The following is a 22,831-nucleotide window of genomic DNA, read 5'->3' on the forward strand; positions in this document are numbered from 1 at the left end:
CCTTTTTTCCGGTCGTCCCGTTTAGCTGGCACCCTCGGGCTTAAGCCACGGTAAACCCGAGCATCATCCCGGTGTCTTCGTGCTCCAGCAGATGGCAGTGCGCCATATAGGCCTGGTCTGGCGTGGCCTGATGGTTAAACCGGACCAGCACTTCGCTGCGCCAGCCCTCAACGCGCACCGTGTCCTTCCAGCCGCTGCGGTGCGGCGCGGGCGGTTTACCGTTTTCTGACAAAATGCGGAACTGGGTACCGTGAATGTGGAACGGATGCAGCATCTGATCGCCTTCGCCCGAGAGGGTCCACTTCTCATACGCGCCCTGCTTCACTTCGAACGAGGGTTTATCCATGTTGAACGCCACGCCGTTAATCTGATTTCCCTGGTGGAAGTCATAAGCTTTCGGCGTTTTGGCATGGTCCATTCCCGCCATCTCGCCGTGATCCATCCCCGACATCGCCATCTGCGGCTTAGCGTCCGCTTTGTCGCTGTCGTGCGCATCCATACTCATGCCCGCCATCGACGCATGGCCGTACTTCTCCATCAGCGCCAGCATGCCGCGACGGTCCAGCTCAGGGTCCATCATCAGCTGTAGCCAGCGCGTATTGGCGCCCTGCGCAGCAGGCACGGCAGGCATCTCAACCAGCCTATCCGGCAGCGTGCCGCTGGCCTGCACCTGCAGCGGCGCAATCGACAGTACCGGCAGCGGCTGGTTAAACGGCGGTAGCGTCATCCCCATCTGGCGCACCGGCAGCGTTTGCAGGTCGAACGGCTTGCCATCGGTGGTATCGACCAGCACTTCGAAGCGCTCGCCCGGCATCATCGGCAGCTCGCTAACCTGCACGGGCTCACCCAGCAGCCCGCCATCGCTGGCAATCACATAAATCGGGCGCTTATCGCTGGTGGTGATATTCAGCGAGCGGGCGTTACAGCCGTTGAGCAGGCGCAGGCGCAACCAGCCGCGCGGCACGCCCGCCTGCGGGTAAATCGCCCCGTTAGTCAGCATGGTGTCGCCAAACCAGCCGACGGCGGCACTCATGATATCCAGCTGATAGTCGATCTGGCTGCCGTCAGCGGTTAGCCGTTTGTCCTGCAGGATCACCGGAATATCATCAATGCCCCACTGCTTTGGCAGCAGCAGCTTGCCGCTCTCCGGGTCGTTAATCAGCACCAGCCCGGCCAGCCCTTGCGCCACCTGATAACCGGTACGGCCATGCTGGTGCGGGTGGAACCAGCAGGTCGCAGCAGGTTGGTCCGGGGTAAAGGTCACGCGGCGGCTCTGGTTAGGCGCAATGCGCGCCTGGGGTCCGCCATCGACCTGGCCGGGCAGCTCCAGACCGTGCCAGTGCACCGTCGTCGCTTCCGGCAGGCGGTTATACACGGTGATGTTGACCTCTTTGCCACGCTCCAGCTGGATTGCCGGGCCAAGCAGAGCGCCGTTATAGCCCCAGGTAGGGACATTTTTTCCGCGCCAGCTGCTGCTGCCCGCCTGCGCGATCAGGCTAATTTCACTGCGTGCATCGGCAGTGAGTAATGAGGGGATCGGCAACAGCGGCCGCTGTTCCGCCGCCATCAGCGAGCGGCTCCACAGCGGCAGTGCGCTGGCAGCGCCCAGCGCGGCGCTTAATTTGAGAAAATCACGGCGTTGCATCGTCCATTCCTTGCGTCAAACGTGAATAATGCGGGCAGCATAAACCCTGCCCCAGCGGTAAGGTCAAGCCCGTTTACTTTGTGCGGATTGGGCGCTTCAGGAATTTTCTACGCTAATTTTGGCTGGCACCTGGCCTGAACTGTGCTAACGTCAGGTTATTGCACACGTATGAGAATAACTATGAAGAAAAGCATCAAGGCTCTGTTGCTGTTAGGGCTGTTTGGCTTCTCCTCCACCAGTTTCGCCCTGAGCGAATCGGAAGCAGAAGATTTGGCAGATTTAACCGCCGTATTTGTTTATTTGAAAAACGACTGTGGCTATCAGGATTTACCGGACGGGCAAATTCGCCGGGCACTGGTCTTTTTTGCACAGCAAAACCGTTGGGATTTAACCAATTACAACAGTTTCAACATGAAAGCGCTGGGTGAAGACAGCTATCGCGATCTGAGCGGTATTGCCGTTCCTAATGATACCAAGTGCAAATCTCTCGCACGGGACTCGCTGAGCCTGCTCGCCTACGTGAAATAAACCTCTGATATCCTTCCTGCTGCCGATCATTTGACCGTGCAACCACGGTCATAAATGGCTATGATATTGGCCCATTTTTCGTCAGGAGGAGTCCCCACCATGACCGATAAAGAAATGTGGTATGAAACGCTTCATGCCGGATTCGGACAGTATTTTTCTGTCGATAAAGTACTGTATCGCGAACAAACCGGGCATCAGGATCTGGTCATTTTTGAAAACTCCGCGTTAGGTCGCGTCATGGCGCTGGACGGTGTGGTACAAACCACCGAGCGTGATGAGTTTATCTATCATGAGATGATGACCCACGTTCCGCTGCTGGCTCACGGCGCGGCAAAACACGTGCTGATTATCGGCGGTGGCGATGGTGCCATGCTGCGTGAAGTCAGCCGTCATCAGAACATCGAAAAAATCACCATGGTCGAAATTGATGCGGGCGTGGTGACGTTCTGCAAACAGTACCTGCCGAACCACAGCCAGGGCGCTTATGACGATCCGCGCTTTACGCTGGTGATCGACGATGGCGTGAACTTCGTGAGCCAGACCGGTGAAAAGTTTGATGTCATTATCTCTGACTGTACCGATCCGATTGGACCGGGGGAAAGCCTGTTTACCTCAGACTTCTATCAGGGATGCCACCGCTGCCTTAATCCTGGCGGCATCTTCGTGGCGCAGAATGGCGTCTGTTTCCTGCAGCAGGACGAAGCCGTCAACAGCCACCGCAAGCTCGGCAACTACTTTGCGGATGTCAGCTTCTATCAGGCGGCGGTGCCGACCTATTACGGCGGCATCATGACCTTTGCCTGGGCCAGCGACAACCCGGCGCTACGCCAGCTGGATGCGGCCACTATCGCATCGCGCTTTGACGCAGCAGGACTGACCTGCCGTTACTATAATCCGGCAATCCATACGGGCAGTTTTGCCCTGCCGCAATATCTGTTGAATGCGCTGGCTGACTAGCCGGGCATTCTTAGGGGGTGAGTAAAATTGCAAAAGCTGAAACTACATGGCTTCAACAACCTGACGAAAAGCCTGAGTTTTTGTATCTACGATATCTGTTACGCGAACACTGAGGCTGAACGCGACGGATACATTGCGTACATTGATGAGCAGTATAATGCTAACCGCCTGACCGAAATTCTGAGCGAAACCTGCTCGATTATCGGGGCGAACGTGCTGAATATCGCACGCCAGGACTATGAACCACAGGGTGCCAGCGTGACGATTCTGGTGAGCGAAGAGCCTGTCGATCCGCGCGATATTGATACCTCTGAGCACCCCGGCCCGCTGCCAAACTCCGTGGTTGCGCACCTTGATAAGAGCCATATCTGCGTGCATACCTACCCGGAAAGCCATCCCGAAGGCGGGCTCTGTACTTTCCGTGCCGATATTGAAGTATCAACCTGCGGCGTGATTTCGCCCCTGAAAGCGCTGAACTACTTAATTCACCAGCTGGAGTCCGATATTGTCACCATCGACTATCGCGTGCGCGGCTTTACGCGCGACGTCAACGGGGTGAAACACTTTATCGACCACGAGATCAATTCGATCCAGAACTTTATGTCGGACGATATGAAGTCGATGTATGACATGATGGATGTGAATGTCTATCAGGAAAATATGTTCCATAGCAAAATGCTGCTGAAGGAGTTCGATCTTAAACATTATCTGTTTAATACCGACCCTGCCGACCTCAGCCCGCAGGAACATAAGCGTATCACCGATCTGCTGTGGAAAGAGATGCGTGAAATTTACTATGGCCGCAACATTCCAGCCATTGGATTAAAAGCGCCTTAACCGCTTAACTTATCGCTTTAAGTTATTCCTATAAATAAACGGCCTGCGGGCCGTTTTTTATTTCTGCCATTTTCATTTAATTACATTGTAATTTGCGTAACGCTACGCAATAAATCCGCTGCCAGCCTGTTGCCCTCCCCTTGCTGCATGAGGCACGATAGCTGCACTGGCATAAGGATAATCGAAAACCAGATCAATAATACCCATTTCGCCAGACAAAATATCGCAAGTAGAGCAGTTATTGTATTTAGAAGGGTTATTGAAACCATCTTATCCCACTATGAGGAACATCATCCTGAGATATACTGTTTTATCGCCAGTGATGAAAAACTGAATCAAGTTTATCACTCAATTTCGAGTATTTTGCTCAGGCAACATAAGGGATTTTCTTTGCAACGAGCTACAGGAGATAAGGAATATGTCATCAGAACACCAAACAGCTTCCCTGAAGAATTATGACCGAGCGCGTGCAACTCAGGTTAAATTAATTGAACGGGCCCAGGCCGCTCTGGCAGAGGCACGTAAAAATGGCACCGTAGAAGTGATTACCACTAAAGACGGCACGCAGTTTCTCAGCGTGAAAATGAAGCCCGAGTCATGAGCGCGCAGGTGTCGGGCGTGCCCGACCCTGATTGAATCTACAGCACCTTCTGTAAGGCAAACTGCTGCCCGCTGAGTTCTTCATCCGATTCCGGCGTGAGCAGCTTGTCGGTAATGATATCGGTCAGCTGCTGCAACGGTGCGGCCTGGAACAGCGACCACGAGCCGTATTTGCTGCTGTCGGCCAGCAGCACGCGGCGGCGCGCATTGGCGAGCAGGTCCTGCTTCAGCCCCGCTTTCTCTTCCGTTGGCGCGGTGATGCCTTTCTCCATACTCCAGGAATTGCAGCTGACAAAGGCGATATCCGGGTAGATATTGCGCAGCAGCCTGCGCCCGTGTTCGCCAATGCACGACTGGCTGGAGTCATCGATGCGCCCGCCGATTATCGTGACCTCAATCTGCTTAAATTCGGAGAGAAACAGCGCGATATGCAGGTCGGCGGTGATCACCCGCAGCGGCAGGTGCGTCAGCTGGCGCGCCAGCTCCAGCATGGTGGTGCCGGCATCCAGCACTACCGCGTCGCCGGACTTCACCAGGCTGGCAGCCGCGTGTGCGATAGCCTGCTTCTCAGCCAGGTGGCGCTGCTTTTTCTCCAGCGTGGTTGGCTGGTTGGGGATAAAGCGATTGAGGGTCACGCCACCGTGGCTGCGGCTGATCACCCCTTCCTGATCGAGCTTTATCAGATCGCGACGAATGGTGGCCGGTGACGCCGCGATGGCGGCCACCAGCTGATCGACGGTAACCAGATTATGGCTTTTCAGATAGTCCATAATCTGATCGAGGCGGCTTTGTCCCTTCATAAGTCCTTATGCAAGCTGCATCGCTAACTGGATAGAGATCGCCATGCTGGCAGAGTTCGCTTTTCCTGTCCAGGCAATATCAAACGCGGTGCCGTGGTCTGCAGAGGTGCGGATAAACGGCAGCCCGGCGGTGATATTTACCCCGTCATAGAAGCCCAGCAGCTTGAGCGGAATATGCCCCTGGTCGTGATACATCGCCACCACGATATCGTACTGCCCCTCCTGGCACTGCAGGAACACGGTGTCCGGCGGGCACGGGCCGTAGACGTTCAGCCCCTGCGCCTTCATCGCCTGCACTGCCGGCCCGACGATAGCAATCTCCTCATCGCCAAACAGACCGTTCTCCCCCGCATGCGGATTGACTCCCGCCACGGCAATGCGCGGATTGTCGAAGCCGACGCGCTTCAGGAAAGTGTCCGCCATGCCGATTACCGTCTCAATGCGCTCACGTCCCAACGTGTCGAGGAATTTGCGCAGCGCAATATGGGTAGTGACGTGGATCACCTTCAGCTTATCGGTGTACAGCACCATGGCGTAATCTTTACTGTTGGTCAGCTTTGCCAGCAGTTCGGTATGGCCAGGATAGAGGTGCCCTGCCGAATGCAGCGCTTCCTTATTGAGCGGTGCGGTAGCAATCGCCTGTACGTCTCCGGCCAGCGCCAGCTCGGTGGCGCGCCTGACGCAGCGATAGGCCAGATCGCCCGCTTCTGCCTGCACCACGCCGGGCTTCAGGGCTTGCGGGTCGGCAAGCGGTTCGTCGATCACGTTGATGATACCGGGGGCAAAGTAGGCATCGGCCACGCGCTCCAGCACCCGCAGTTCCGCCTGCGGCGTGATATTCAGGCTGAGGATACGGCGCAGCGTGCTGGCACAGCCGACGACGACTGCCGGTACGCCGGACAGCTCGCCTTCCGCCAGGGATTTGATGATAATTTCCGGTCCGATACCTGCCGGGTCGCCCATTGTGATCGCAATAATTTTATTCACTCGATTTCTCCTCAATAAAACGAATAACGTCGACCAGGGTGTTTGCATCACCAAAGCCACCGGCCTTGGTCATCACCAGCAAGGGTTCAGTCACATTCAATAGGTGGCCCCAGGGCACGCAGCCCGCAATCTGGCCGCTAATCTGGAATCCACTGGCGCCCAGCCCGCGCGCCACGGCTATCGCCACGTCGCCGCCGGAGAGATACAGCCCGCCGGGCTGCACCTCGGCCAGCACATTACGGGTCAGCTGCGCCAGCAGCGTACAAATCTCATCGCCCAGAGCAGCGCGGCTCAGCTGGTGCTGTTCGCACAGCGCGGCAATAGCGTCGCGCTGGCCGTTGTGCTGGCAGGTGCGGATCACGCAGTGCTGCCCGGCGTGAAGTGCAGCCGTCACTGCCTGCTGCCACTGCTCGCGCTGCGGCCAGCGCGGTGCGTTGAACAGCTGGGCGATGTCGATATCCACCAGCGTCACCGGGTACTGCTGCTGAAGGCGCGCAATCTGCTGATGGGCGATCTCGCTCATCGACCCCACCACCGCCAGCAGCGGTGCCGGGCGCCGCTCGCTGAGCATCCAGCTTAAGGCGTCGCTCAGGCCGGAAGCACCGACCAGCAGCGGGCGCGCTGACAGCTCTGCCGCCGCCAGCACGATGTGCTGCAGATCGCCGTCAGTTTCCGCATCCAGCACCAGCAGGCGCCGTTCAGCGCTTGCCGTCTGGAGTAAAGCAAGCAGCTCAGGCCCGCGAACCTGTTCCAGCGTCAGCTCAGTGACGGGCAGATGGCTCTGCTGCGCCAGGCGCCCGGCAATCCGCGCCGTCGTGACCGGGGTTTTCGGGTCGCTGGCAAATTCCGTGTCGGTCAGCAGCTGGCCGTGAATATAACAGTGCCCGTCACGCGTCACGCGCCCCAGCCCAGGGACCGCGGGCACCACCAGCGCCAGCGATGTGGCGCAGGCGCCTAAGGCCGCTTCCGTCTCTGCACCGAGATTGCCGCGCAGCGTCGAATCAATCTTCTTAAATACCCAGCCGTCAGGCTGTGCAGGTAGCGCCTCCAGCGCGGCGCGGGTGCGCTCTGCCGCCTGCTGCGCGCTGACGGCGCGGCTGTCGGTGCTGATAACCCAGACATCGGCCTCGTCGGCGTGCGCGGGCGCCTGGCTGTCGAACAGCACGTTCACCCGTGCGCCCGCCTTCGCCAGTCCGCTGCCGGCATCATTGGCGCCGGTAAAATCATCAGCAATCACCCGAACCGGTGTTCGCCATCTGTGCTGCGTCATTCCACTCTCCCGCTTCACCGCTGGCGCAACCTCCCGCCAGTTTCTGAGTATGATTATATTCAATCACATTTGATTAAATGTGAGCAAGTTCAAATTAATCGGAATCGATATGTCCTATAAATTAGCCATCAACAGTAAGAAAGTCCTTACCTATGAAGAATTGCAATCATCCGCCGTTGAGCGGTGATGAGGAGAAACAGGCATGAACATTAACAGCACCGTGATCGCGGGCTATCAGACACTCAACGACATCGGCTATCTGTTACAGGGTAAACAGCGCGTGCTGCTGGTTACCGACAAAAATATCGCTGCCATTCCGGCGGTGCAGACGCTGATTGAGCAGGTACGCGGCAAGGTGTCGTCATTACATATTGTTGACAGCGTGCCGCCGGAGCCAAGCCAGCACGACGTGGCGACTCTCCTCGCCGCGCTGGAATCGCGCGATGTCGACCTGACGATTGGCGTAGGCGGCGGCAGCGTGCTCGACGTCGCCAAGCTGCTGTCGGTGCTGTGCGTTGCCGGAGCACCGACGCTGGATGCGCTGCTGGCCGGGGAGAAACCGCAGCAGCGCACCCCTTCGCTGCTGATCCCAACCACTGCAGGGACCGGCTCGGAAGCCACGCCAAACGCCATTCTGGCCATTCCGGAGAAAGAGACCAAGGTCGGCATTATCTCCCCGGTGATGCTACCAGACTATGTGGTGCTGGCACCGGAGCTGACCACCAGCATGCCTGCACATATCGCCTCGTCGACCGGGATTGATGCGCTGTGTCACCTGATTGAGTGCTTCACCGCCACCGTCGCCAACCCGGTAAGCGATAACTATGCCCTGATCGGCATGAAAAAGCTGTTCGCCAGCCTGGAAACCACCGTGGCCGAGCCGGGCAACCTCGAAGCGCGCCTGAATATGCTGTGGGCCTCTTACTACGGTGGCGCGGCCATAGCCCACGCCGGAACCCATCTGGTGCACGCCATGTCCTACCCGCTCGGCGGCAAATACCACCTGCCGCACGGCGTCGCCAACGCCATCCTGCTGGCACCGTGCATGCGCTTTGTGCGCCCGGCAGCAGTGGAAAAATTCGCCCAGGCCTACGATCTGCTGCCGGATGCCAACCCGGCGCTGAGCGCGGAAGAGAAGTCGCACGCGCTGGTCGATTACTTTGCGGCGCTGGTGCAGCGCCTGAAGCTGCCCGCCAGCCTCGACGAGCTGGGCATCGGCTCCGACCACCTGCCCTACTTAGTGGAAGCGGCACTCGACGTGCAGCGCCTGATGAAAAACGTGCCGGCAGCGGTCAGTGCCAGTGACGTACGCGCTGTCTATCTGACCCTGTTCCCGGCCCTGCATAACTAACTGAGAGACTATGATGAGCAAAAAAATTCAGGGCGTACTGACCGCCATCGTCACGCCTTTCGACAACGATGGCGCCTATGCCGAAGCGGCGATGCGCCGCCAGATCCAGCGTCAGCTGGCTGCCGGTAACGGTATTTTTTGCGGCGGCACCAACGGTGAGTTCTTCGTACTGAATGAAGCGGAGAAGCTGGCCGTCACCGCCACCTGTGTCGATGAAGTGGCGGGTAAGGCCAGCGTGGTCGCCCACATCGGTGAGATCTCCACGCGCGAAACCATTCGCCTCGGGAAACAGGTGGCCGCGCTCGGCGTCGATGCTGTGTCGGCGATAACCCCTTATTTCGTCCCACTGAAACAGTCTGAGCTGATCGCCCACTACACGGCGGTGGCTGATGCGCTGACGGTGCCGCTGTTCCTCTATAACATCCCGGCGCGCACCGGCAACACCCTGCAGCCGGAAAGCGTGCGCACGCTGGCCGCGCACCCGAACATCATTGGCATCAAGGACAGCGCGGGCAGCTATGAGAGCCTGAGCGGATTCCTGAAAGCGGCTGAAGGCATTGAAAACTTCGACGTGCTGAACGGCCCGGACTCGCTGATTCATCAGGGCTTTGTCGAAGGCTGCTCCGCCTGTATTTCCGGACTGGCCAACGTGGCGCCGCAAGCGATCAACGCCATCTGGTCGCACTTCAACGCGGGCGATATCGCGGCGTCACGCAAGGCGCAGGAGAACGTCACCGGCCTGCGCACCGAGCTGTATGCAGTTGCCTTCTCCCCGGCCGCGGTGAAAAAAGCCGTGGCGCTGATGGGGTACGACGTGGGCGACAGCCGCTATGCGGTGCAGTTTAGCGCGGACGAAGAACAGAAGATCCGCCAGATCGTCAACCAGTACCTTCAGTAACTTTTTGCTGGCGGCGCACTGCGGCTGCCGCTCTGACACCGGGACCGACATGATGAAAGTGATCTGTACTTCACCCTCGTTTGCTAAATATGACCCGCAGCCGATCGCCGACCTGCAAAAACAGGGTTTTGAGTTAATCAGCCTGCCCGCCGACGCGCCCCTCAGCGCGCTGGAGCCGCACCTGGCCGACACCGTGGCGATGATCGTCGCCTTTACCGAGGTCAGTGCTGAGCTGCTGGCGCTGGCACCCAGGCTGCAAATCGTCTGCAAGCACGGCGTTGGGGTCGACAATATCGATCTGGAAGCCACCCGGGCGCGCGGCATCTTTGTGACCAACGTGCCGGATGCCAATAAGCACGCGGTGGCCGATTTTGCCTTTGCCCTGATGCTTAACGGCGCCCGCCAGCTTAATCAGGCAATTAACGATACCCGTGCCGGCCACTGGCCGCGTATTTTCGCCACCGATATCTGGGGGAAAACCCTGGGTATCGTCGGCCTCGGCAATATCGGTAAGCAGGTGGCGCTGCGCGCGCGCGGCTTCAATATGCGCGTGCTGGCGTTTGATTTTTACCCGGATAACAAATTTGCCGCCGAGCATGACGTGCAGTTTGTCAGCATGGACCAGCTGACCGCCGAGAGTGACTTTATCACCCTACACACCCCGCTGACGGCGGAAACGCACAACCTGTTCGACCGCGCCCGGCTGCAACGCATGAAGAGATCGGCTTTTCTGCTTAACGTCTCACGCGGCGGGGTGATCAACGAAGCCGATCTCTATCAGGCGCTGGTGGATAAGGTGATTGCCGGAGCAGCGGCCGATGTCTTCGAGCACGAGCCGCTGAGTGAGCACCCGCTGTTCAGCCTGAATAACTTTATGCCGACCTCGCATATTGCTGGCTACACCGACGGCGCCATTGGCGCCATCGGCGAGCGCTGCGTACAGCAGATTATCCAGTGCGTTAAGCAGCAGCAAAAGCCCGTCAATATCATGAATCATCTGTGAAATAACAATAACGCCGCAGTGAAAAACCTGCGGCCACCGATCACCTCTGTACCGGGGTAATATCATGAATAATGTCGCAAGCAGCACCCGAATTCGCTGGTGGATCGCCGGGCTGATGTGGCTGGCAATCGCCATCAACTACATCGACCGCACCGTGCTGTCCGCCGCTGCGCCGCACCTGATCGACGAACTGAGCCTCAACCCTGAGATGATGGGCTTTATCATGGCCGCCTTCTTCTGGTCCTACTCGCTATTACAGATCCCCGCTGGCTGGTTTGCCGACCGCTACGGCCAGAAAAAAGGCTTAGGCATTGCCGTGGCCTGGTGGTCGATCGCCACCTCAATGATGGGGCTGGCGACCGGCTTTAAATCGCTGCTGGCGCTGCGCCTGGCGCTCGGCGTCGGTGAGGCAGCGGCCTACCCGAGCAACGCGGGGATCACCGCCCGCTGGTTCCCGGATAAAGAGCGCGCCACCGTTTCCGGCCTGTTCGACAGCGCGTCGAAGTTTGGCGGCGCGGTCGCCATGCCGCTGATTGTCTGGATGATCTATATGGTCGACTGGCGTATGACTTTCCTGATTATCGGCAGCGTCGGCCTGCTGTGGGTGATCGCCTGGTACTTTATCTATGCGGAAAATCCGGAGGATCACAAGTCGATCAGTCAGGCTGAAGTCAGCCTGATCCGCGACGGCCAGGCGCAGAAGCACGGCGATAAAAGCGTGCGGCCGATGAAGTGGTACAAGCTGCTGCGCTACCGCAATATCTGGGCGATGTGCCTCGGCTTTTTCTGCATCAACTACACCTCCTATTTCTTTATCACCTGGCTGCCGACCTACCTGGTGAAAGATAAAGGTATGGATTTCATCAAGATGGGCATGGTTGCTGCCCTACCGCTGCTGTGCGGCATGGTGATCGAAGTGATTGCTGGCTGGGCATCGGACCGCATCGTGCATAAAAAAGTGCTGTCGCTGACCGCCACCCGCAAGCTGTTCATGACCATTGGCCTGCTGATGGCGCTGTGCATCGGTTTTGCTCCGTTCACCGACTCGGTATTTATGACCGTGTTCCTGCTGTGCGTGGCGAAATCCGGCACCACCGTTGCCGCCTCGCAGGTGTGGGCGCTACCGGGGGACGTGGCGCCGCAGAACAGCGTCTCTATCGTGGCCGGGCTGCAGAACACCGTCTCCAATATGGGGGGCGCCGTCGGCCCGATCGTCACCGGCGCGATTGTCGCCGCCACCGGATCCTTCACTTATGCGCTGGTGTTCTCCGCCGCGCTGGTGGTGCTCGGTATCCTTAACTACCTGTTCCTGATGGGCAAAGTCGAACCGATTGTCGATGAGGAGCAGCAGAGCCTGATACAGGCATCAGCCAGTCACGGTTAATGATTGACGGGCCGACCGAAAAAGCGGGTTGGCCTGACAGAGTACGATGCCCTTTCTACCCTACTGGAGCGCAACAAGAGCCTGAAGGCCATGCGCTCCCTGCAACTTAAGAGGTTGTTATGAAAGAATTTACTACCGAAGGTACGCTGATAATCGTCGGGATGGTGCTGGCCTACATCCTGTTCACCAGCTGGCTGACGTGGCGGCTGCGCAGTAAGACCTCCGGCGAACATATGGAGGGCGCGCGCGCCATGCCGGCGTTTATCGTCGGGATCCTGCTGATGTCCGAATATATCGGTGCCAAATCTACCATCGGCACCGCGCAGGCGGCGTTTGAGGATGGTTTCGCCGCCTCATGGTCGGTGATCGGCGCGGCCATCGGCTTCCCGATTTTCGGCCTGCTGCTGGTCAAGCGCATCTATAACACCGGTAAGATCACCATCTCCGGGGCCATTGCCGAAAAGTACGTTAACACCACCAAATGCATTATTTCGCTGATCATGATCTACGCCCTGCTGCTGGTAAACGTCGGTAACTATGTGAGCGGCGCGGCGGCGATCTCCACCGTGCTGAAGGTTAATCTGCCGGTGGCGGCGTTTATTACCGCCATTGTCAGTACCTTCTACTTCGCCTTTGGCGGCATGAAGGGGATGGCGTGGGTTACCATGTTGCACAGCGGACTGAAATATGTCGGCATCCTGATTATTCTCGGCGTGGCACTGAAGATGACCGGCGGCATTACGCCAATGGTGGAGAAGATGCCGTCATTCTACTGGACGTGGGACGGTAACGTCGGCGCCAGCACCATCTTTGCCTGGCTGATTGGCACCATCGGTTCGATCTTCTGTACCCAGTTTGTGATCCAGGCGATCTCCTCCACCAAAAGCCCGGCCGCCGCGCGCCGTGCTACCTGGGTGGCGTTCTTCTTCTGCCTGCCGATTGGCCTGGCGATTGCCGCAATCGGCGTGGCGGCTAAATTCCTCCATCCGGAAATCAACAGCCTGTATGCCCTGCCGGTGTTTCTGCAGGATATGAGCCCGTGGCTGGCGGGGATTGTGACCACTTCGCTGGTGGCGTCGATCTTTGTCAGCGTCAGTACCGTCGCGCTGGCGATTGCCTCCCTGATCGTTAAAGACTTTTACGTGCCGATGCGCAACCCCACGCCGGAGCGCGAGTTCAAAGTCACGCGCTGGCTGTCGCTGGCTATCGGCTTCGCGCCGCTGGTGTTTGTGCTGCTGGTGCCGGAAGTGCTGAAGCTGTCGTTCTTTACCCGTGCTATCCGCCTGTCGATTTCGGTGGTGGCGATTATCGCCTTCTACCTGCCAATGTTTAAAAGCGCGCGCGGCGCCAACTGGGGGCTGATCGGCGCCTGCGTGATGACCTCGGTGTGGTTCGTGCTCGGCGACCCGTTCGGCATCAACAACATGTATATCGCCCTGATCACCCCAGCCGTAGTGATGGTGATTGACCGCATGATCCCCTCGAAGGAGAGCAGCAGAAAAGCTGCACACCCTATTCAGAACAGTGGAGCCTATAAATGACTCAGGAAACAGTTAGCGTAGAACGTAGCGGGTTCGTGACGCTTAAAGGTGACGTGCAGCAGGCGATGCTGCCGTCAGAATGCCCGCAGAACCATGCCGCCAACCTGCTGCCGCTGCCGAATGGCGACGTGCTCTGCGTGTGGTTCGGCGGCACCCAGGAGGGCATCGCGGATATTTCAATCTGGTGCTCGCGCCTGCAGCCCAATAGCAACAGATGGTCGCCGGCGCAGAAGCTGTCAGAGGACCCGACCCGCTCCGAGCAGAACCCGGTGCTGTTCCTCGACCCGGATAACGTACTGTGGCTGCTGTATACCGCACAGAAGTCCGGCAATCAGGACACCGCGATCGTGCGCTATCGCCAGTCGGACGACTTCGGCCACAGCTGGGGGCCTATCGCCACCCTGCTCGACCAGCCCGGCACGTTTATCCGCCAGCCGGTGGTCGTGCTGGACAACGGTGACTGGCTGCTGCCGGTATTCTACTGCCGTACCCAGCCGGGGGAAAAGTGGGTCGGTAATCACGACGACAGCGCGGTGAAAATCTCGCGCGATAAGGGCAAGAGCTGGCAGGATGTCGCCGTACCGGACAGTACCGGCTGCGTACATATGAATATCACGCTGCTGAAGGATGGCTCGCTGCTGGCGCTCTACCGCAGCCGCTGGGCAGACCATATCTACCAGAGCCGCTCTGATGATGGCGGTCAGAGCTGGTCTGCACCGCAGGCCACCGAGCTGCCGAATAATAACTCGTCGATTCAGGTGACGACGCTGGCCAATGGCGATCTGGCGCTGGTGTATAACGCGATGAGCGCGGCGGGAGCCAGCGAGCGCCGCGCTTCGCTGTACGATGAAATCGAAGATGAGGACGATGATGAAGTGGCGGTCGCCGTTGAGCCGCTGGTGCACAGCGGCAAAACCGCCTTCTGGGGGGCGCCGCGGGCGCCGATGACGCTGGCGATCTCGCGCGACGGCGGTCAAAGCTGGCCGCTGCGCCGCAATCTGGACGAGGGCGACGGCTACTGCATGACCAACAACTCGCAGCAGAAGCTCAACCGCGAGTTCTCCTACCCCAGCATTAAGCAGGGCATCCACGGCGAGCTGCATATTGCCTACACTTACTTTCGCCAGGCGATTAAATATGTGCGCGTGGAAGAGTCCTGGGTGACGGAGGGGAAATGAAACAGGCACTGGTCACCGGAGCCAGCTCCGGGATTGGCGCGGCGGTTGTCGATACGCTGCTGGCGCAGGGCTGGCAGGTTACCGGCCTGAGCCGCAGCCGCATAGAGCGCGACAGCCCGCACTTCCGCTGCGCGTGCGTCGACCTGTTTGACAGCGCCGCGCTGGCAGACGTGCTGAATGGGCTGGAGGCGCCGCAGGCGATCGTTCATGCCGCCGGGATGATGAAGGCGGCCGGGCTGGGCGAACTGGATAGCAGCACCAGCCAGCAGCTTTGGCAGCTGCATATCGCAGTGGCGGAGACGCTGGCAAACACCTATGTGCGCCATATGCGCAGCGGTGGGCGCATCGTGCTGCTCGGCAGCCGCACCTCGCGCGGGGCAGCGGGGCGCAGTCAGTATGTTGCCACTAAATCGGCGATGGTGGGTATGGTGCGCAGCTGGGCGGCAGAGCTGGCACCGCGGGGGATCACGGCCAATGTTGTCGCACCCGGCGCCACGGAAACCCCGATGCTGAGCCAGCCAGGCCGCGAGAGTTCCCCGCCGAAGTTGCCGCCGATTGGCCGTTTTATTCAGCCGCAGGAAGTGGCCGGGCTGGTGGCCTATTTACTGTCGCCCGCAGCGGCGGCGATTACCGGGCAGGAACTGGTGATCTGCGGTGGCGCATCATTGTGATTGCAGCGCTGAACAGGACGGGCCGGGCATGCCCAGCCCCTACGGGACGAGGCTGCCCGCATCCGCTGCTCATCGCCCCTGCAAAAACGCGCGATAGGCGGCGATCACCGCGAGAAAATCCTCCACGCCGCAGAACGCCAGGCTCTCTTCGTCGTAATAGCTCATGCCGTCTTCCATCTCGTCGCCGTCAAAACCGAGCTGATTGGCGCGGATCATCACCTCTTCTTCATCCAGCAGCAGCGTGTACTCTTTCCCCACCCGCTGCCACTGGCGCACGCTGCCTTTCACTTCAGCCACTGCCGCTTCCACTTCATCCAGCAGCGCGAGGTTTTCATTCACCTCATCATTAAACCAGTGGCCGACGGCCTCGTGGCCCATCGTCATGCGGACTTTCACCACGCCGGTGATGTCCCTTAAAAATTCGTATTCCATGATACTTTCCTCCAGCACAGACGGCTTACTGTTGCGCGTCTGCCCCGACAAATCTGAGCTTGAGCGCGCATTATCGCAGCCCGCCTGCACAAAAGCAGCGCTTTTACGTCAGGCATAAAAAAACCGGGCACGAGGCCCGGTTTGTCAGCGCTAACTGGGGGTTAAACCGCAGTCTGGAAAATCACGCCGTCAGCTTTGTCGGTGTACTGGCTCAGCTGGTCAAAGTTCAGGTAACGGTAGGTATCCACCGCGGTTTTGTCCACCTGGTCCATGAACTTCAGGTACTCTTCCGGCGTTGGCAGTTTGCCCAGCAGAGACGCTACCGCAGACAGCTCGGCAGACGCCAGGAAGACGTTGGCACCGGTACCCAGACGGTTCGGGAAGTTACGCGTGGAGGTCGACACCACCGTTGCGCCATCTGCCACACGCGCCTGGTTACCCATGCACAGGGAACAGCCGGGGATCTCGATGCGCGCGCCGCTCTTACCGAACACGCTATAGTAGCCCTCTTCAGTCAGCTGCGCCGCGTCCATCTTGGTTGGCGGAGCCACCCACAGACGGGTTGGCAGCTGGCCTTTGTGCGCATCCAGCAGCTTACCAGCCGCACGGAAGTGACCGATGTTGGTCATGCAGGAGCCAATAAACACTTCGTCAATCTTGGTGCCCTGCACGTCGGACAGCAGGCGGGCATCGTCCGGGTCGTTTGGCGCACAGAGAATTGGCTCTTTGATGTCGGCCAGATCGATTTCGATGACTGCCGCGTATTCCGCGTCAGCATCGCCTTCCATCAGCTGTGGATCCGCCAGCCATTTCTCCATGCCCTGGATACGGCGCTCGATGGTACGACGGTCGCCGTAGCCTTCAGAGATCATCCACTTCAGCAGCACGATGTTCGAGTTGAGATACTCGATGATCGGGTCTTTGCCCAGCTTGATGCTACAGCCCGCTGCAGAGCGCTCTGCCGAAGCATCGGACAGTTCGAATGCCTGCTCAACTTTCAGGTCAGGCAGACCTTCAATTTCGAGGATGCGGCCAGAGAAGATGTTTTTCTTACCTTTCTTCTCAACGGTCAGCAGGCCAGCTTTGATCGCATACAGCGGGATCGCGTGTACCAGATCGCGCAGGGTGATGCCAGGCTGCATTTTGCCTTTGAAGCGCACCAGCACCGACTCTGGCATATCCAGCGGCATAACGCCGGTTGCCGCAGCAAACGCCACCAGGCCAGAACCCGCCGGGAAGGAGATGCCGATAGGGAAACGGGTGTGCGAGTCACCGCCAGTACCGACGGTATCCGGCAGCAGCATACGGTTCAGCCAGCTGTGGATAATGCCGTCGCCAGGGCGCAGCGATACGCCACCACGGTTCATAATGAAGTCAGGCAGAGTGTGGTGCGTGGTCACGTCCACCGGCTTCGGATAGGCCGCGGTGTGGCAGAAGGACTGCATCACCAGGTCCGCAGAGAAGCCCAGGCAGGCAAGATCTTTCAGCTCATCACGGGTCATTGGACCGGTGGTATCCTGCGAGCCAACCGAGGTCATTTTCGGTTCGCAGTAAGCACCAGGGCGCACGCCGTCAACGCCACAGGCGCGGCCAACCATTTTCTGCGCCAGGGAGAAGCCACGGGTGCTGGCCGCCACGTCTTTCGCCTGCTCAAACACGTCGCTGTGCGGCAGACCGAGAGATTCACGCGCTTTGGTGGTCAGGCCACGGCCGATAATCAGTGGAATACGGCCACCCGCACGCACTTCATCCAGCAGCACGTTGGTTTTCAGTTCGAAATTAGCCAGCACTTCACCGGTTTCGTGATGACGCACTTCGCCTTTGTAGGGATAGATGTCGATCACATCGCCCATATTCAGACGGTCAACGTCCACTTCGATCGGCAGTGCGCCGGCATCTTCCATGGTGTTGAAGAAGATCGGCGCGATTTTACCGCCGAGGCAGACGCCGCCGCCCTTCTTGTTTGGCACGTAAGGGATATCGTCACCCATAAACCACAGCACCGAGTTGGTGGCGGATTTACGTGAAGAACCGGTACCGACCACGTCACCTACGTAAGTCAGCGGGAAGCCTTTTTGCTGCAGGGCTTCAATCTGTTTGATCGGGCCAACGTTACCGGCATCATCGGGTTCGATGCCTTCACGGGCGTTTTTCAACATCGCTAACGCGTGCAGTGGAATATCCGGGCGCGACCAGGCATCCGGCGCCGGAGAGAGGTCGTCGGTATTGGTTTCGCCGGTCACTTTGAACACGGTTACGGTGATTTTTTCTGCCAGTTTCGGACGCTTCAGGAACCACTCGGCGTCAGCCCAGGACTGAATAATTTTCTTCGCGTGAGGGTTGCCCGCTTTGGATTTTTCTTCAACGTCATAGAAGTTGTCGAACATCAGCAGCGTGTGGGACAGGGCTTCAGCGGCAATTGGCGCCAGCTTTTCATCGTCAAGCGCTTCGATCAGCGCATGGATGTTATAACCGCCCTGCATGGTGCCCAGCAGCTCAACGGCTTTTTCAGGAGTAACCAGAGGAGAAGTCGCTTCGCCTTTCGCGACAGCAGCCAGGAAACCGGCTTTAACATACGCCGCTTCATCTACGCCCGGCGGCACTCGGTTAATTAACAGGTCTAACAGAAACTCTTCTTCACCCGCTGGAGGGGCTTTTAGCAGTTCAACCAGCGCGGCCATTTGGGAAGCATCTAACGGTTTAGGAACAATCCCCTGGGCAGCACGCTCGGCAACGTGCTTACGGTATTCTTCTAGCACGACGTTCTCCTCACTCTCATTGTATTTGGCATCCCGGGCTACCTAAGTCACCGCGAAGTGAAAACAATCCGTGTGTAGGGTAAGGTGCCCGGTTTCGCGAGTGGCAGCATAGCAGGATTCGGCCTGCATGTTAATCTGTTTACAAAAAAGCAACATCAGCATGCTGCTGATTCACGCGGCAGTAAACGGCCTTTTGCAGCGCTTTTCACTACCTTTTCAGGCTTGTTTTGGCAATCACACTGCGACAGCGATTAAAAAACCGCATATCTCCCGCACAGTCATCTCCCATCAGAGCATGTGGAAATAATTTCAGCTTATTTATCAGATGGGTTTGATAACTTATGGGGTGGGATTGGCGCGTTGGTCACTGGCGGGTTGCTTCGGATGTAATGTTGATGACTTGCGTCACTCACCAGCAGAGCAACAATCGTTAAAATCCGCAGACTCTAAGACAGAATTTTCTAAGCTGCCTGTACGGCAGTGAATTGTTTAGTCATGGCAGCATTGCGTCAAAGCCACTATCACTGAGCTAAGGAGTCGTGAATTGGCATGAACTCAAAGCAGCCTACGTGATAGTGGGTAAATTTTTTTATGCAGAATATGCTACACACGAGCCTTTGCTTGCGCGACAAACTGATCCAACGCTGCACGTGAGAGAAAACAAGTAGAGCTATTTTTCTCTGGCAGGGAAGCAGGCTGGCGCGTCATACGATGCTTGGCAAAGCGCTGTGGATTTCTTTGATTAAAGTGGCGTTGTGCATGGTGGTGGGCAGCAGATCGCCGCCCCGCCGTTTACTCAACTGGCTATATCGTCAAAAAAGGTTCTGTCGGTCGTAATATGCGTAGGCGGACATAAAAAGATAAATTCCATGTCGGTGAGCGCTATCAGCTGATGCGCAGTACCTGGATAGATGCAAAATACCGAACCTGAATTTATCGGGTCCGAACGGGTATTTTTCACCGTATGATTGTCACTATCTCCAGTCCATATCTTCCCCTGGCCCGACATAATAATATACCACTCTTCTCCCTCGCTGTGACTGTGGCACGTCACTCGCTTTCCTTTTGCTAATGAGGTGCCGTAGGCACACAGCCCATTCTTGATGACCATCTCCGTAATTGAAATCCCTGCCAGCTGATCCTTTTCCGCACGATCAATATTAAAATTTGATATTAAAATCACGTTTAGCTCCTTTTTTTACAATTCAGAGTAACTTTTACCCTATAAAAACTGCACTATAAACAATCTAATTACCTACACTCATAACATGGACATGTAAAAGATAATGTGCAAAAAATATTAAAATGGATAAATTACTACAAGGGAAACAGAATGAAAGATATTTATAAACTGAGAGCCAGCGTCAATAATATGATTAGATTCTGGGAGATAAGTCAGGAACCATGGGGAGCGAAAGACGCCACATCAACGTTTATCTATGCAAACAGTGCTTATTGTAGATTACTTGGATTACCTGAAGGTTACGACGTAGCCGGCAGAAAGGATGGCGAGTTGCCGGCATCAACAGCGTGCTTCCAGGAACAATTTCAGGCACATGACCGTAAAGTTGAAGCAATGCAGGATCGCGTCACGTCAATAGAAATTCATCCATTTGAAAAACATGACTGGCTACAACCCTGGTATTTTGACAAATATCCCTTGTTTGATGATGTGGGATTATGCTGTGGAACTATTTTTCATGGCCGCCCCGTAGATGCACTGGTGTTAACCAGCCTTGAAAGCATTCAAATCCCAACATCACTCGTATTTACTCCCCCATCAGAGCTGTTTACAACCAGTGAATGGGATTTGATTTTTTATGTCATCCATGGTTTTACAGGTAAAGAGATATCAAACAAACTATGCCTGTCCAAAAGAACCATAGAAAACAGAATGCGGGTCATTCATAGCAAAGCCAATGTAAATAATAAGCGCGCATTCCTGGACTACTGCTTCCAGCATAATTTCAATAGTTACATCCCACAGAATTTCTTTCAAAAGCCTGAATCAAAAGTGGGAAAATGAACCAAAAAAACCTTCTAACACATGATTACAAGAAAAACATAAAATCTAATAAACCCGAATAAAAAGGTTGAGATCATGAATCGAAATAAAACCAAAACTAGCATTAACACTCCAGACTGGCACAGGGCGCAAATCCAGTGCGCACTCAGAATGAAAGGCTATTCTTTAGCACAGTTATCTCGCGAGTACGGTTTATCATCCGGTACGCTGGCAAATGCTTTATCAAAACCATGGCTGAAGGGTGAGTTAATTATTGCTATGAAAATCGGGATTCCGCCAGAAAAAATCTGGCCATCGCGGTATTATGATGACGAAAAACCAGTCAAAAGAATATTAAGAAAAGTATATTAGCAGTGTTTTCAGCATACGTTTTTTTATCAATGCACAAAGCTCATTATTGCTAAAATTATTCTGATCAGTCCTCCAGCATAATGCCTGGCAATCGCTTAAACTCCCGCGTGTTATTAGTCACCAGAATAGCACCGACGGCAATGGCCGTATCGTTAGGATCAATCGGCGTACCGGCGGTACTCAATGGCATCTTAATGTCTGTGGTGACATCAACCGCCCTTCGATCCCAGGGCAGTATGCATCCAGGCGGGAGCAACTCTGTTTTCTAAGCTGCCTGTACGGCAGTGAACTGCAGACTTTACAACAGAATTTTCTAAGCTGCCTGCTCGGCAGTGAACGTCCAGCCACAGCTGCTGGCTACGTTTTAACTTTTCTAAGCTGCCTGTACGGCAGTGAACTCGCTTACCCTGCGACGGCCGTGATGAATGTCTTTCTAAGCTGCCTGCTCGGCAGTGAACGGCTAACAAACCACTCTAGCTCGTTATAAACATTATTCAATTGCTGCACACCTGGTAAAAAAACTTTTTTAAAGCTGTTCGATTAGGTCGTTTAAAATCAAAAAGTTATCGAGGTGACAAAAAAGAGGGTCGTGCGGTTTTCAATAATGCACAAAAAGTTAAGAGTGACAGTGGATGAGATAAGCCTCTAAACACCAGGTCGAGGCATGCCTCGCCCCTACCCTCGACTGTAAATACTTAGCTTTTTTCAGCAGAAGGATCTTTTGCTCTAAAACTTTAACCTCACGAACTCGCGCGTCGTAAGCTTGCTAAAAAAATGGATAGGCATAAAGCTACACTCTTCGCCCTCAGACAGTCACGGTAAGCCATGATGAATAGCCAACAACCGAACACGCAGCTGGTGCGCTGCGACCGCCCGATTGCCCACGTGGCGCGCCTGACGCTTAACCGCCCCGCCGCCAGCAATGCCTACAACGCGGTGATGGTAGCCGAGCTGGAAGCGTGCCTGAGCTGGTGCGAGCAGCAGCCGGATATCCGTACGGTGATCCTCACCGGCAGCGGTACGGTATTCTGCGGCGGTGCCGATTTGCAGGAGGCATTCACCGATGGCGGCAAAGGGCTGATGAACTCTCACGGTGGCTATAATCCGTTGCAGCACCTGCCGCGGCGCAAAATCTGGATTGCCGCGCTTAACGGTCATGCCTTCGGCGGCGGGCTGGAGCTGGCGCTGGAGTGCGATTTTATTATCGCGGCGCAGCAGGTGAAAATCGCACTGCCGGAAGTGAAGCACGGGCTGCTGCCGCTCGGTGGCGCGATCGGCCAGCTGGCCACGCGGCTGCCTGCCAGCGTGGCGCGTGAGATGCTGCTGATCGGCGAACCGATGGACGCACAGCGGGCGCTGGCGCTGGGGCTGTTTTATCAGCTGGCGGAGGCGGAAGAGTTGATGGAGAGCGCGCTGGCGCTGGCGGCCCGCCTAAACCGCAACGCGCCGCTGGCGGTTCAGGCCTGCAACGCGCTGTTGAGAGAGACTCTTGCTGAGGATCTGCGCCAGCGCAGCGCTGAAGAGTTACAGCAGCTGCAAAGCAGCCTCGACTATCAGGAAGGCCTGCACGCCTTTGCTGAGCGGCGCGCCCCGCAGTGGCGCGGAAAGTAGGA

21 protein-coding genes and 1 pseudogene are annotated in these 22,831 nt (G+C 56.7%); 14 read left to right on the top strand and 8 right to left on the bottom strand.

From position 1 onward, the window contains the following. Positions 1 to 40: 40 nt before the first annotated feature. Positions 41 to 1,645 (bottom strand): multicopper oxidase CueO, encoded by a 1,605-nt coding sequence (gene cueO / locus QLG07_RS10270; RefSeq protein WP_282469158.1) that lies wholly within the window; start codon positions 1,643 to 1,645, stop codon positions 41 to 43. Positions 1,646 to 1,825: 180 nt separating this feature from the next. Between cueO and QLG07_RS10275 the strand changes: the two genes are divergently transcribed. From QLG07_RS10275 to QLG07_RS10290, 4 genes are all read left to right on the top strand, one after another. Next, positions 1,826 to 2,173 carry a YacC family pilotin-like protein gene (locus tag QLG07_RS10275; protein ID WP_048914955.1) on the top strand — a complete coding sequence of 116 codons (348 nt, stop codon included), beginning with the start codon at positions 1,826 to 1,828 and terminating at the stop codon, positions 2,171 to 2,173. A 99-nt stretch (positions 2,174 to 2,272) separates the two neighbouring features. After that, positions 2,273 to 3,130, top strand: a complete 858-nt coding sequence (speE, locus tag QLG07_RS10280) for a polyamine aminopropyltransferase (protein WP_282469159.1) — start codon at positions 2,273 to 2,275, stop codon at positions 3,128 to 3,130. Between the two features lie 27 nt (positions 3,131 to 3,157). After that, positions 3,158 to 3,967, top strand: coding sequence for an adenosylmethionine decarboxylase (gene speD / locus QLG07_RS10285; protein ID WP_048914972.1), 810 nt, complete (start codon positions 3,158 to 3,160; stop codon positions 3,965 to 3,967). A 418-nt stretch (positions 3,968 to 4,385) separates the two neighbouring features. After that, complete coding sequence (locus tag QLG07_RS10290) at positions 4,386 to 4,568, top strand: hypothetical protein (RefSeq protein WP_099754536.1); 183 nt, start codon at positions 4,386 to 4,388, stop codon at positions 4,566 to 4,568. 37 nt (positions 4,569 to 4,605) lie between these two features. On the opposite strand, the gene QLG07_RS10295 is transcribed toward QLG07_RS10290, so the two are convergent. Genes QLG07_RS10295 through QLG07_RS10305 form a run of 3 tightly spaced genes read right to left on the bottom strand, consistent with a single transcriptional unit; the run spans position 4,606 to position 7,624 of the window. Then, positions 4,606 to 5,367, bottom strand: coding sequence for a DeoR/GlpR family DNA-binding transcription regulator (locus QLG07_RS10295; protein WP_048914951.1), 762 nt, complete (start codon positions 5,365 to 5,367; stop codon positions 4,606 to 4,608). 6 nt (positions 5,368 to 5,373) lie between these two features. Then, positions 5,374 to 6,354: a D-threonate 4-phosphate dehydrogenase gene (locus QLG07_RS10300; protein WP_282469160.1), complete on the bottom strand. Its 981-nt coding sequence runs from the start codon at positions 6,352 to 6,354 to the stop codon at positions 5,374 to 5,376. Continuing rightward, positions 6,347 to 7,624 (bottom strand): four-carbon acid sugar kinase family protein, encoded by a 1,278-nt coding sequence (locus QLG07_RS10305; protein ID WP_282469161.1) that lies wholly within the window; start codon positions 7,622 to 7,624, stop codon positions 6,347 to 6,349. Before QLG07_RS10305 ends, QLG07_RS10300 begins: the two co-directional genes overlap by 8 nt. Before the next feature lie 202 nt (positions 7,625 to 7,826). Between QLG07_RS10305 and QLG07_RS10310 the strand changes: the two genes are divergently transcribed. The 7 genes from QLG07_RS10310 (at position 7,827) to QLG07_RS10340 (ending at position 15,650) form a co-directional block, all read left to right on the top strand. Further along, positions 7,827 to 8,975 (top strand): iron-containing alcohol dehydrogenase, encoded by a 1,149-nt coding sequence (locus tag QLG07_RS10310; RefSeq protein ID WP_099754539.1) that lies wholly within the window; start codon positions 7,827 to 7,829, stop codon positions 8,973 to 8,975. Between the two features lie 13 nt (positions 8,976 to 8,988). Further along, positions 8,989 to 9,873, top strand: a complete 885-nt coding sequence (locus QLG07_RS10315) for a dihydrodipicolinate synthase family protein (protein ID WP_282469211.1) — start codon at positions 8,989 to 8,991, stop codon at positions 9,871 to 9,873. A 52-nt stretch (positions 9,874 to 9,925) separates the two neighbouring features. Further along, entirely contained in the window at positions 9,926 to 10,876 is a 951-nt protein-coding gene (locus QLG07_RS10320; RefSeq protein WP_099754544.1) for a phosphoglycerate dehydrogenase, read from the top strand. 64 nt (positions 10,877 to 10,940) lie between these two features. After that, positions 10,941 to 12,260: an MFS transporter gene (locus QLG07_RS10325; protein WP_282469162.1), complete on the top strand. Its 1,320-nt coding sequence runs from the start codon at positions 10,941 to 10,943 to the stop codon at positions 12,258 to 12,260. Positions 12,261 to 12,379: 119 nt separating this feature from the next. Further along, entirely contained in the window at positions 12,380 to 13,801 is a 1,422-nt protein-coding gene (locus QLG07_RS10330) for a sodium:solute symporter family protein (protein WP_282469163.1), read from the top strand. Then, complete coding sequence (locus tag QLG07_RS10335; protein ID WP_282469164.1) at positions 13,798 to 14,979, top strand: exo-alpha-sialidase; 1,182 nt, start codon at positions 13,798 to 13,800, stop codon at positions 14,977 to 14,979. Before QLG07_RS10330 ends, QLG07_RS10335 begins: the two co-directional genes overlap by 4 nt. After that, complete coding sequence (locus QLG07_RS10340) at positions 14,976 to 15,650, top strand: SDR family oxidoreductase (protein ID WP_282469165.1); 675 nt, start codon at positions 14,976 to 14,978, stop codon at positions 15,648 to 15,650. Before QLG07_RS10335 ends, QLG07_RS10340 begins: the two co-directional genes overlap by 4 nt. 69 nt (positions 15,651 to 15,719) lie before the next feature. Here QLG07_RS10340 and yacL read toward each other — a convergent pair whose 3' ends face one another. The 3 genes from yacL to QLG07_RS10355 form a co-directional block, all read right to left on the bottom strand. After that, on the bottom strand, positions 15,720 to 16,082 hold the full coding sequence (yacL, locus tag QLG07_RS10345) for a protein YacL (protein ID WP_048914942.1): 363 nt from the start codon (positions 16,080 to 16,082) through the stop codon (positions 15,720 to 15,722). A 161-nt stretch (positions 16,083 to 16,243) separates the two neighbouring features. Beyond that, entirely contained in the window at positions 16,244 to 18,841 is a 2,598-nt protein-coding gene (acnB, locus tag QLG07_RS10350; RefSeq protein ID WP_099754541.1) for a bifunctional aconitate hydratase 2/2-methylisocitrate dehydratase, read from the bottom strand. Between the two features lie 796 nt (positions 18,842 to 19,637). Continuing rightward, on the bottom strand, positions 19,638 to 20,024 hold the full coding sequence (locus QLG07_RS10355) for a hypothetical protein (RefSeq protein ID WP_191149500.1): 387 nt from the start codon (positions 20,022 to 20,024) through the stop codon (positions 19,638 to 19,640). 150 nt (positions 20,025 to 20,174) lie between these two features. On the opposite strand from QLG07_RS10355, the gene QLG07_RS10360 reads away from it, so the two are divergent. Next, the gene (locus tag QLG07_RS10360; RefSeq protein ID WP_191149501.1) at positions 20,175 to 20,867 is read left to right on the top strand and encodes a PAS domain-containing protein; all 693 of its coding nucleotides are present in this window, start codon (positions 20,175 to 20,177) and stop codon (positions 20,865 to 20,867) included. Positions 20,868 to 20,942: 75 nt separating this feature from the next. Beyond that, positions 20,943 to 21,218, top strand: a complete 276-nt coding sequence (locus QLG07_RS10365) for a helix-turn-helix transcriptional regulator (protein WP_191149502.1) — start codon at positions 20,943 to 20,945, stop codon at positions 21,216 to 21,218. 64 nt (positions 21,219 to 21,282) lie between these two features. Here QLG07_RS10365 and QLG07_RS10370 read toward each other — a convergent pair. Next, positions 21,283 to 21,473, bottom strand: a pseudogene (locus QLG07_RS10370) (type II toxin-antitoxin system VapC family toxin); the annotation flags it as partial. Between the two features lie 573 nt (positions 21,474 to 22,046). On the opposite strand from QLG07_RS10370, the gene QLG07_RS10375 reads away from it, so the two are divergent. Beyond that, entirely contained in the window at positions 22,047 to 22,829 is a 783-nt protein-coding gene (locus QLG07_RS10375; RefSeq protein ID WP_048914939.1) for an enoyl-CoA hydratase-related protein, read from the top strand. Positions 22,830 to 22,831 lie beyond the last annotated feature (2 nt).

Origin of the sequence: Erwinia sp. V90_4, from assembly GCF_029967685.1 — a bacterium.
Classification (GTDB): Bacteria; Pseudomonadota; Gammaproteobacteria; order Enterobacterales; family Enterobacteriaceae; genus Erwinia; species Erwinia aphidicola.

Excerpts from the sequence above, each read along its gene's own strand:
- QLG07_RS10330 (WP_282469163.1), top strand. The coding sequence starts at position 12,380 with ATGAAAGAATTTACTACCGAAGGTACGCTGATAATCGTCGGGATGGTG.
- QLG07_RS10375 (WP_048914939.1), top strand. The coding sequence starts at position 22,047 with ATGAATAGCCAACAACCGAACACGCAGCTGGTGCGCTGCGACCGCCCG.
- QLG07_RS10290 (WP_099754536.1), top strand. The coding sequence starts at position 4,386 with ATGTCATCAGAACACCAAACAGCTTCCCTGAAGAATTATGACCGAGCG.
- speE (WP_282469159.1), top strand. The coding sequence starts at position 2,273 with ATGACCGATAAAGAAATGTGGTATGAAACGCTTCATGCCGGATTCGGA.
- QLG07_RS10340 (WP_282469165.1), top strand. The coding sequence starts at position 14,976 with ATGAAACAGGCACTGGTCACCGGAGCCAGCTCCGGGATTGGCGCGGCG.
- QLG07_RS10310 (WP_099754539.1), top strand. The coding sequence starts at position 7,827 with ATGAACATTAACAGCACCGTGATCGCGGGCTATCAGACACTCAACGAC.
- QLG07_RS10295 (WP_048914951.1), bottom strand. The coding sequence starts at position 5,367 with ATGAAGGGACAAAGCCGCCTCGATCAGATTATGGACTATCTGAAAAGC.
- cueO (WP_282469158.1), bottom strand. The coding sequence starts at position 1,645 with ATGCAACGCCGTGATTTTCTCAAATTAAGCGCCGCGCTGGGCGCTGCC.
- QLG07_RS10275 (WP_048914955.1), top strand. The coding sequence starts at position 1,826 with ATGAAGAAAAGCATCAAGGCTCTGTTGCTGTTAGGGCTGTTTGGCTTC.
- QLG07_RS10360 (WP_191149501.1), top strand. The coding sequence starts at position 20,175 with ATGAAAGATATTTATAAACTGAGAGCCAGCGTCAATAATATGATTAGA.
- QLG07_RS10325 (WP_282469162.1), top strand. The coding sequence starts at position 10,941 with ATGAATAATGTCGCAAGCAGCACCCGAATTCGCTGGTGGATCGCCGGG.
- QLG07_RS10365 (WP_191149502.1), top strand. The coding sequence starts at position 20,943 with ATGAATCGAAATAAAACCAAAACTAGCATTAACACTCCAGACTGGCAC.
- QLG07_RS10315 (WP_282469211.1), top strand. The coding sequence starts at position 8,989 with ATGAGCAAAAAAATTCAGGGCGTACTGACCGCCATCGTCACGCCTTTC.
- QLG07_RS10320 (WP_099754544.1), top strand. The coding sequence starts at position 9,926 with ATGAAAGTGATCTGTACTTCACCCTCGTTTGCTAAATATGACCCGCAG.
- QLG07_RS10305 (WP_282469161.1), bottom strand. The coding sequence starts at position 7,624 with ATGACGCAGCACAGATGGCGAACACCGGTTCGGGTGATTGCTGATGAT.
- QLG07_RS10335 (WP_282469164.1), top strand. The coding sequence starts at position 13,798 with ATGACTCAGGAAACAGTTAGCGTAGAACGTAGCGGGTTCGTGACGCTT.
- yacL (WP_048914942.1), bottom strand. The coding sequence starts at position 16,082 with ATGGAATACGAATTTTTAAGGGACATCACCGGCGTGGTGAAAGTCCGC.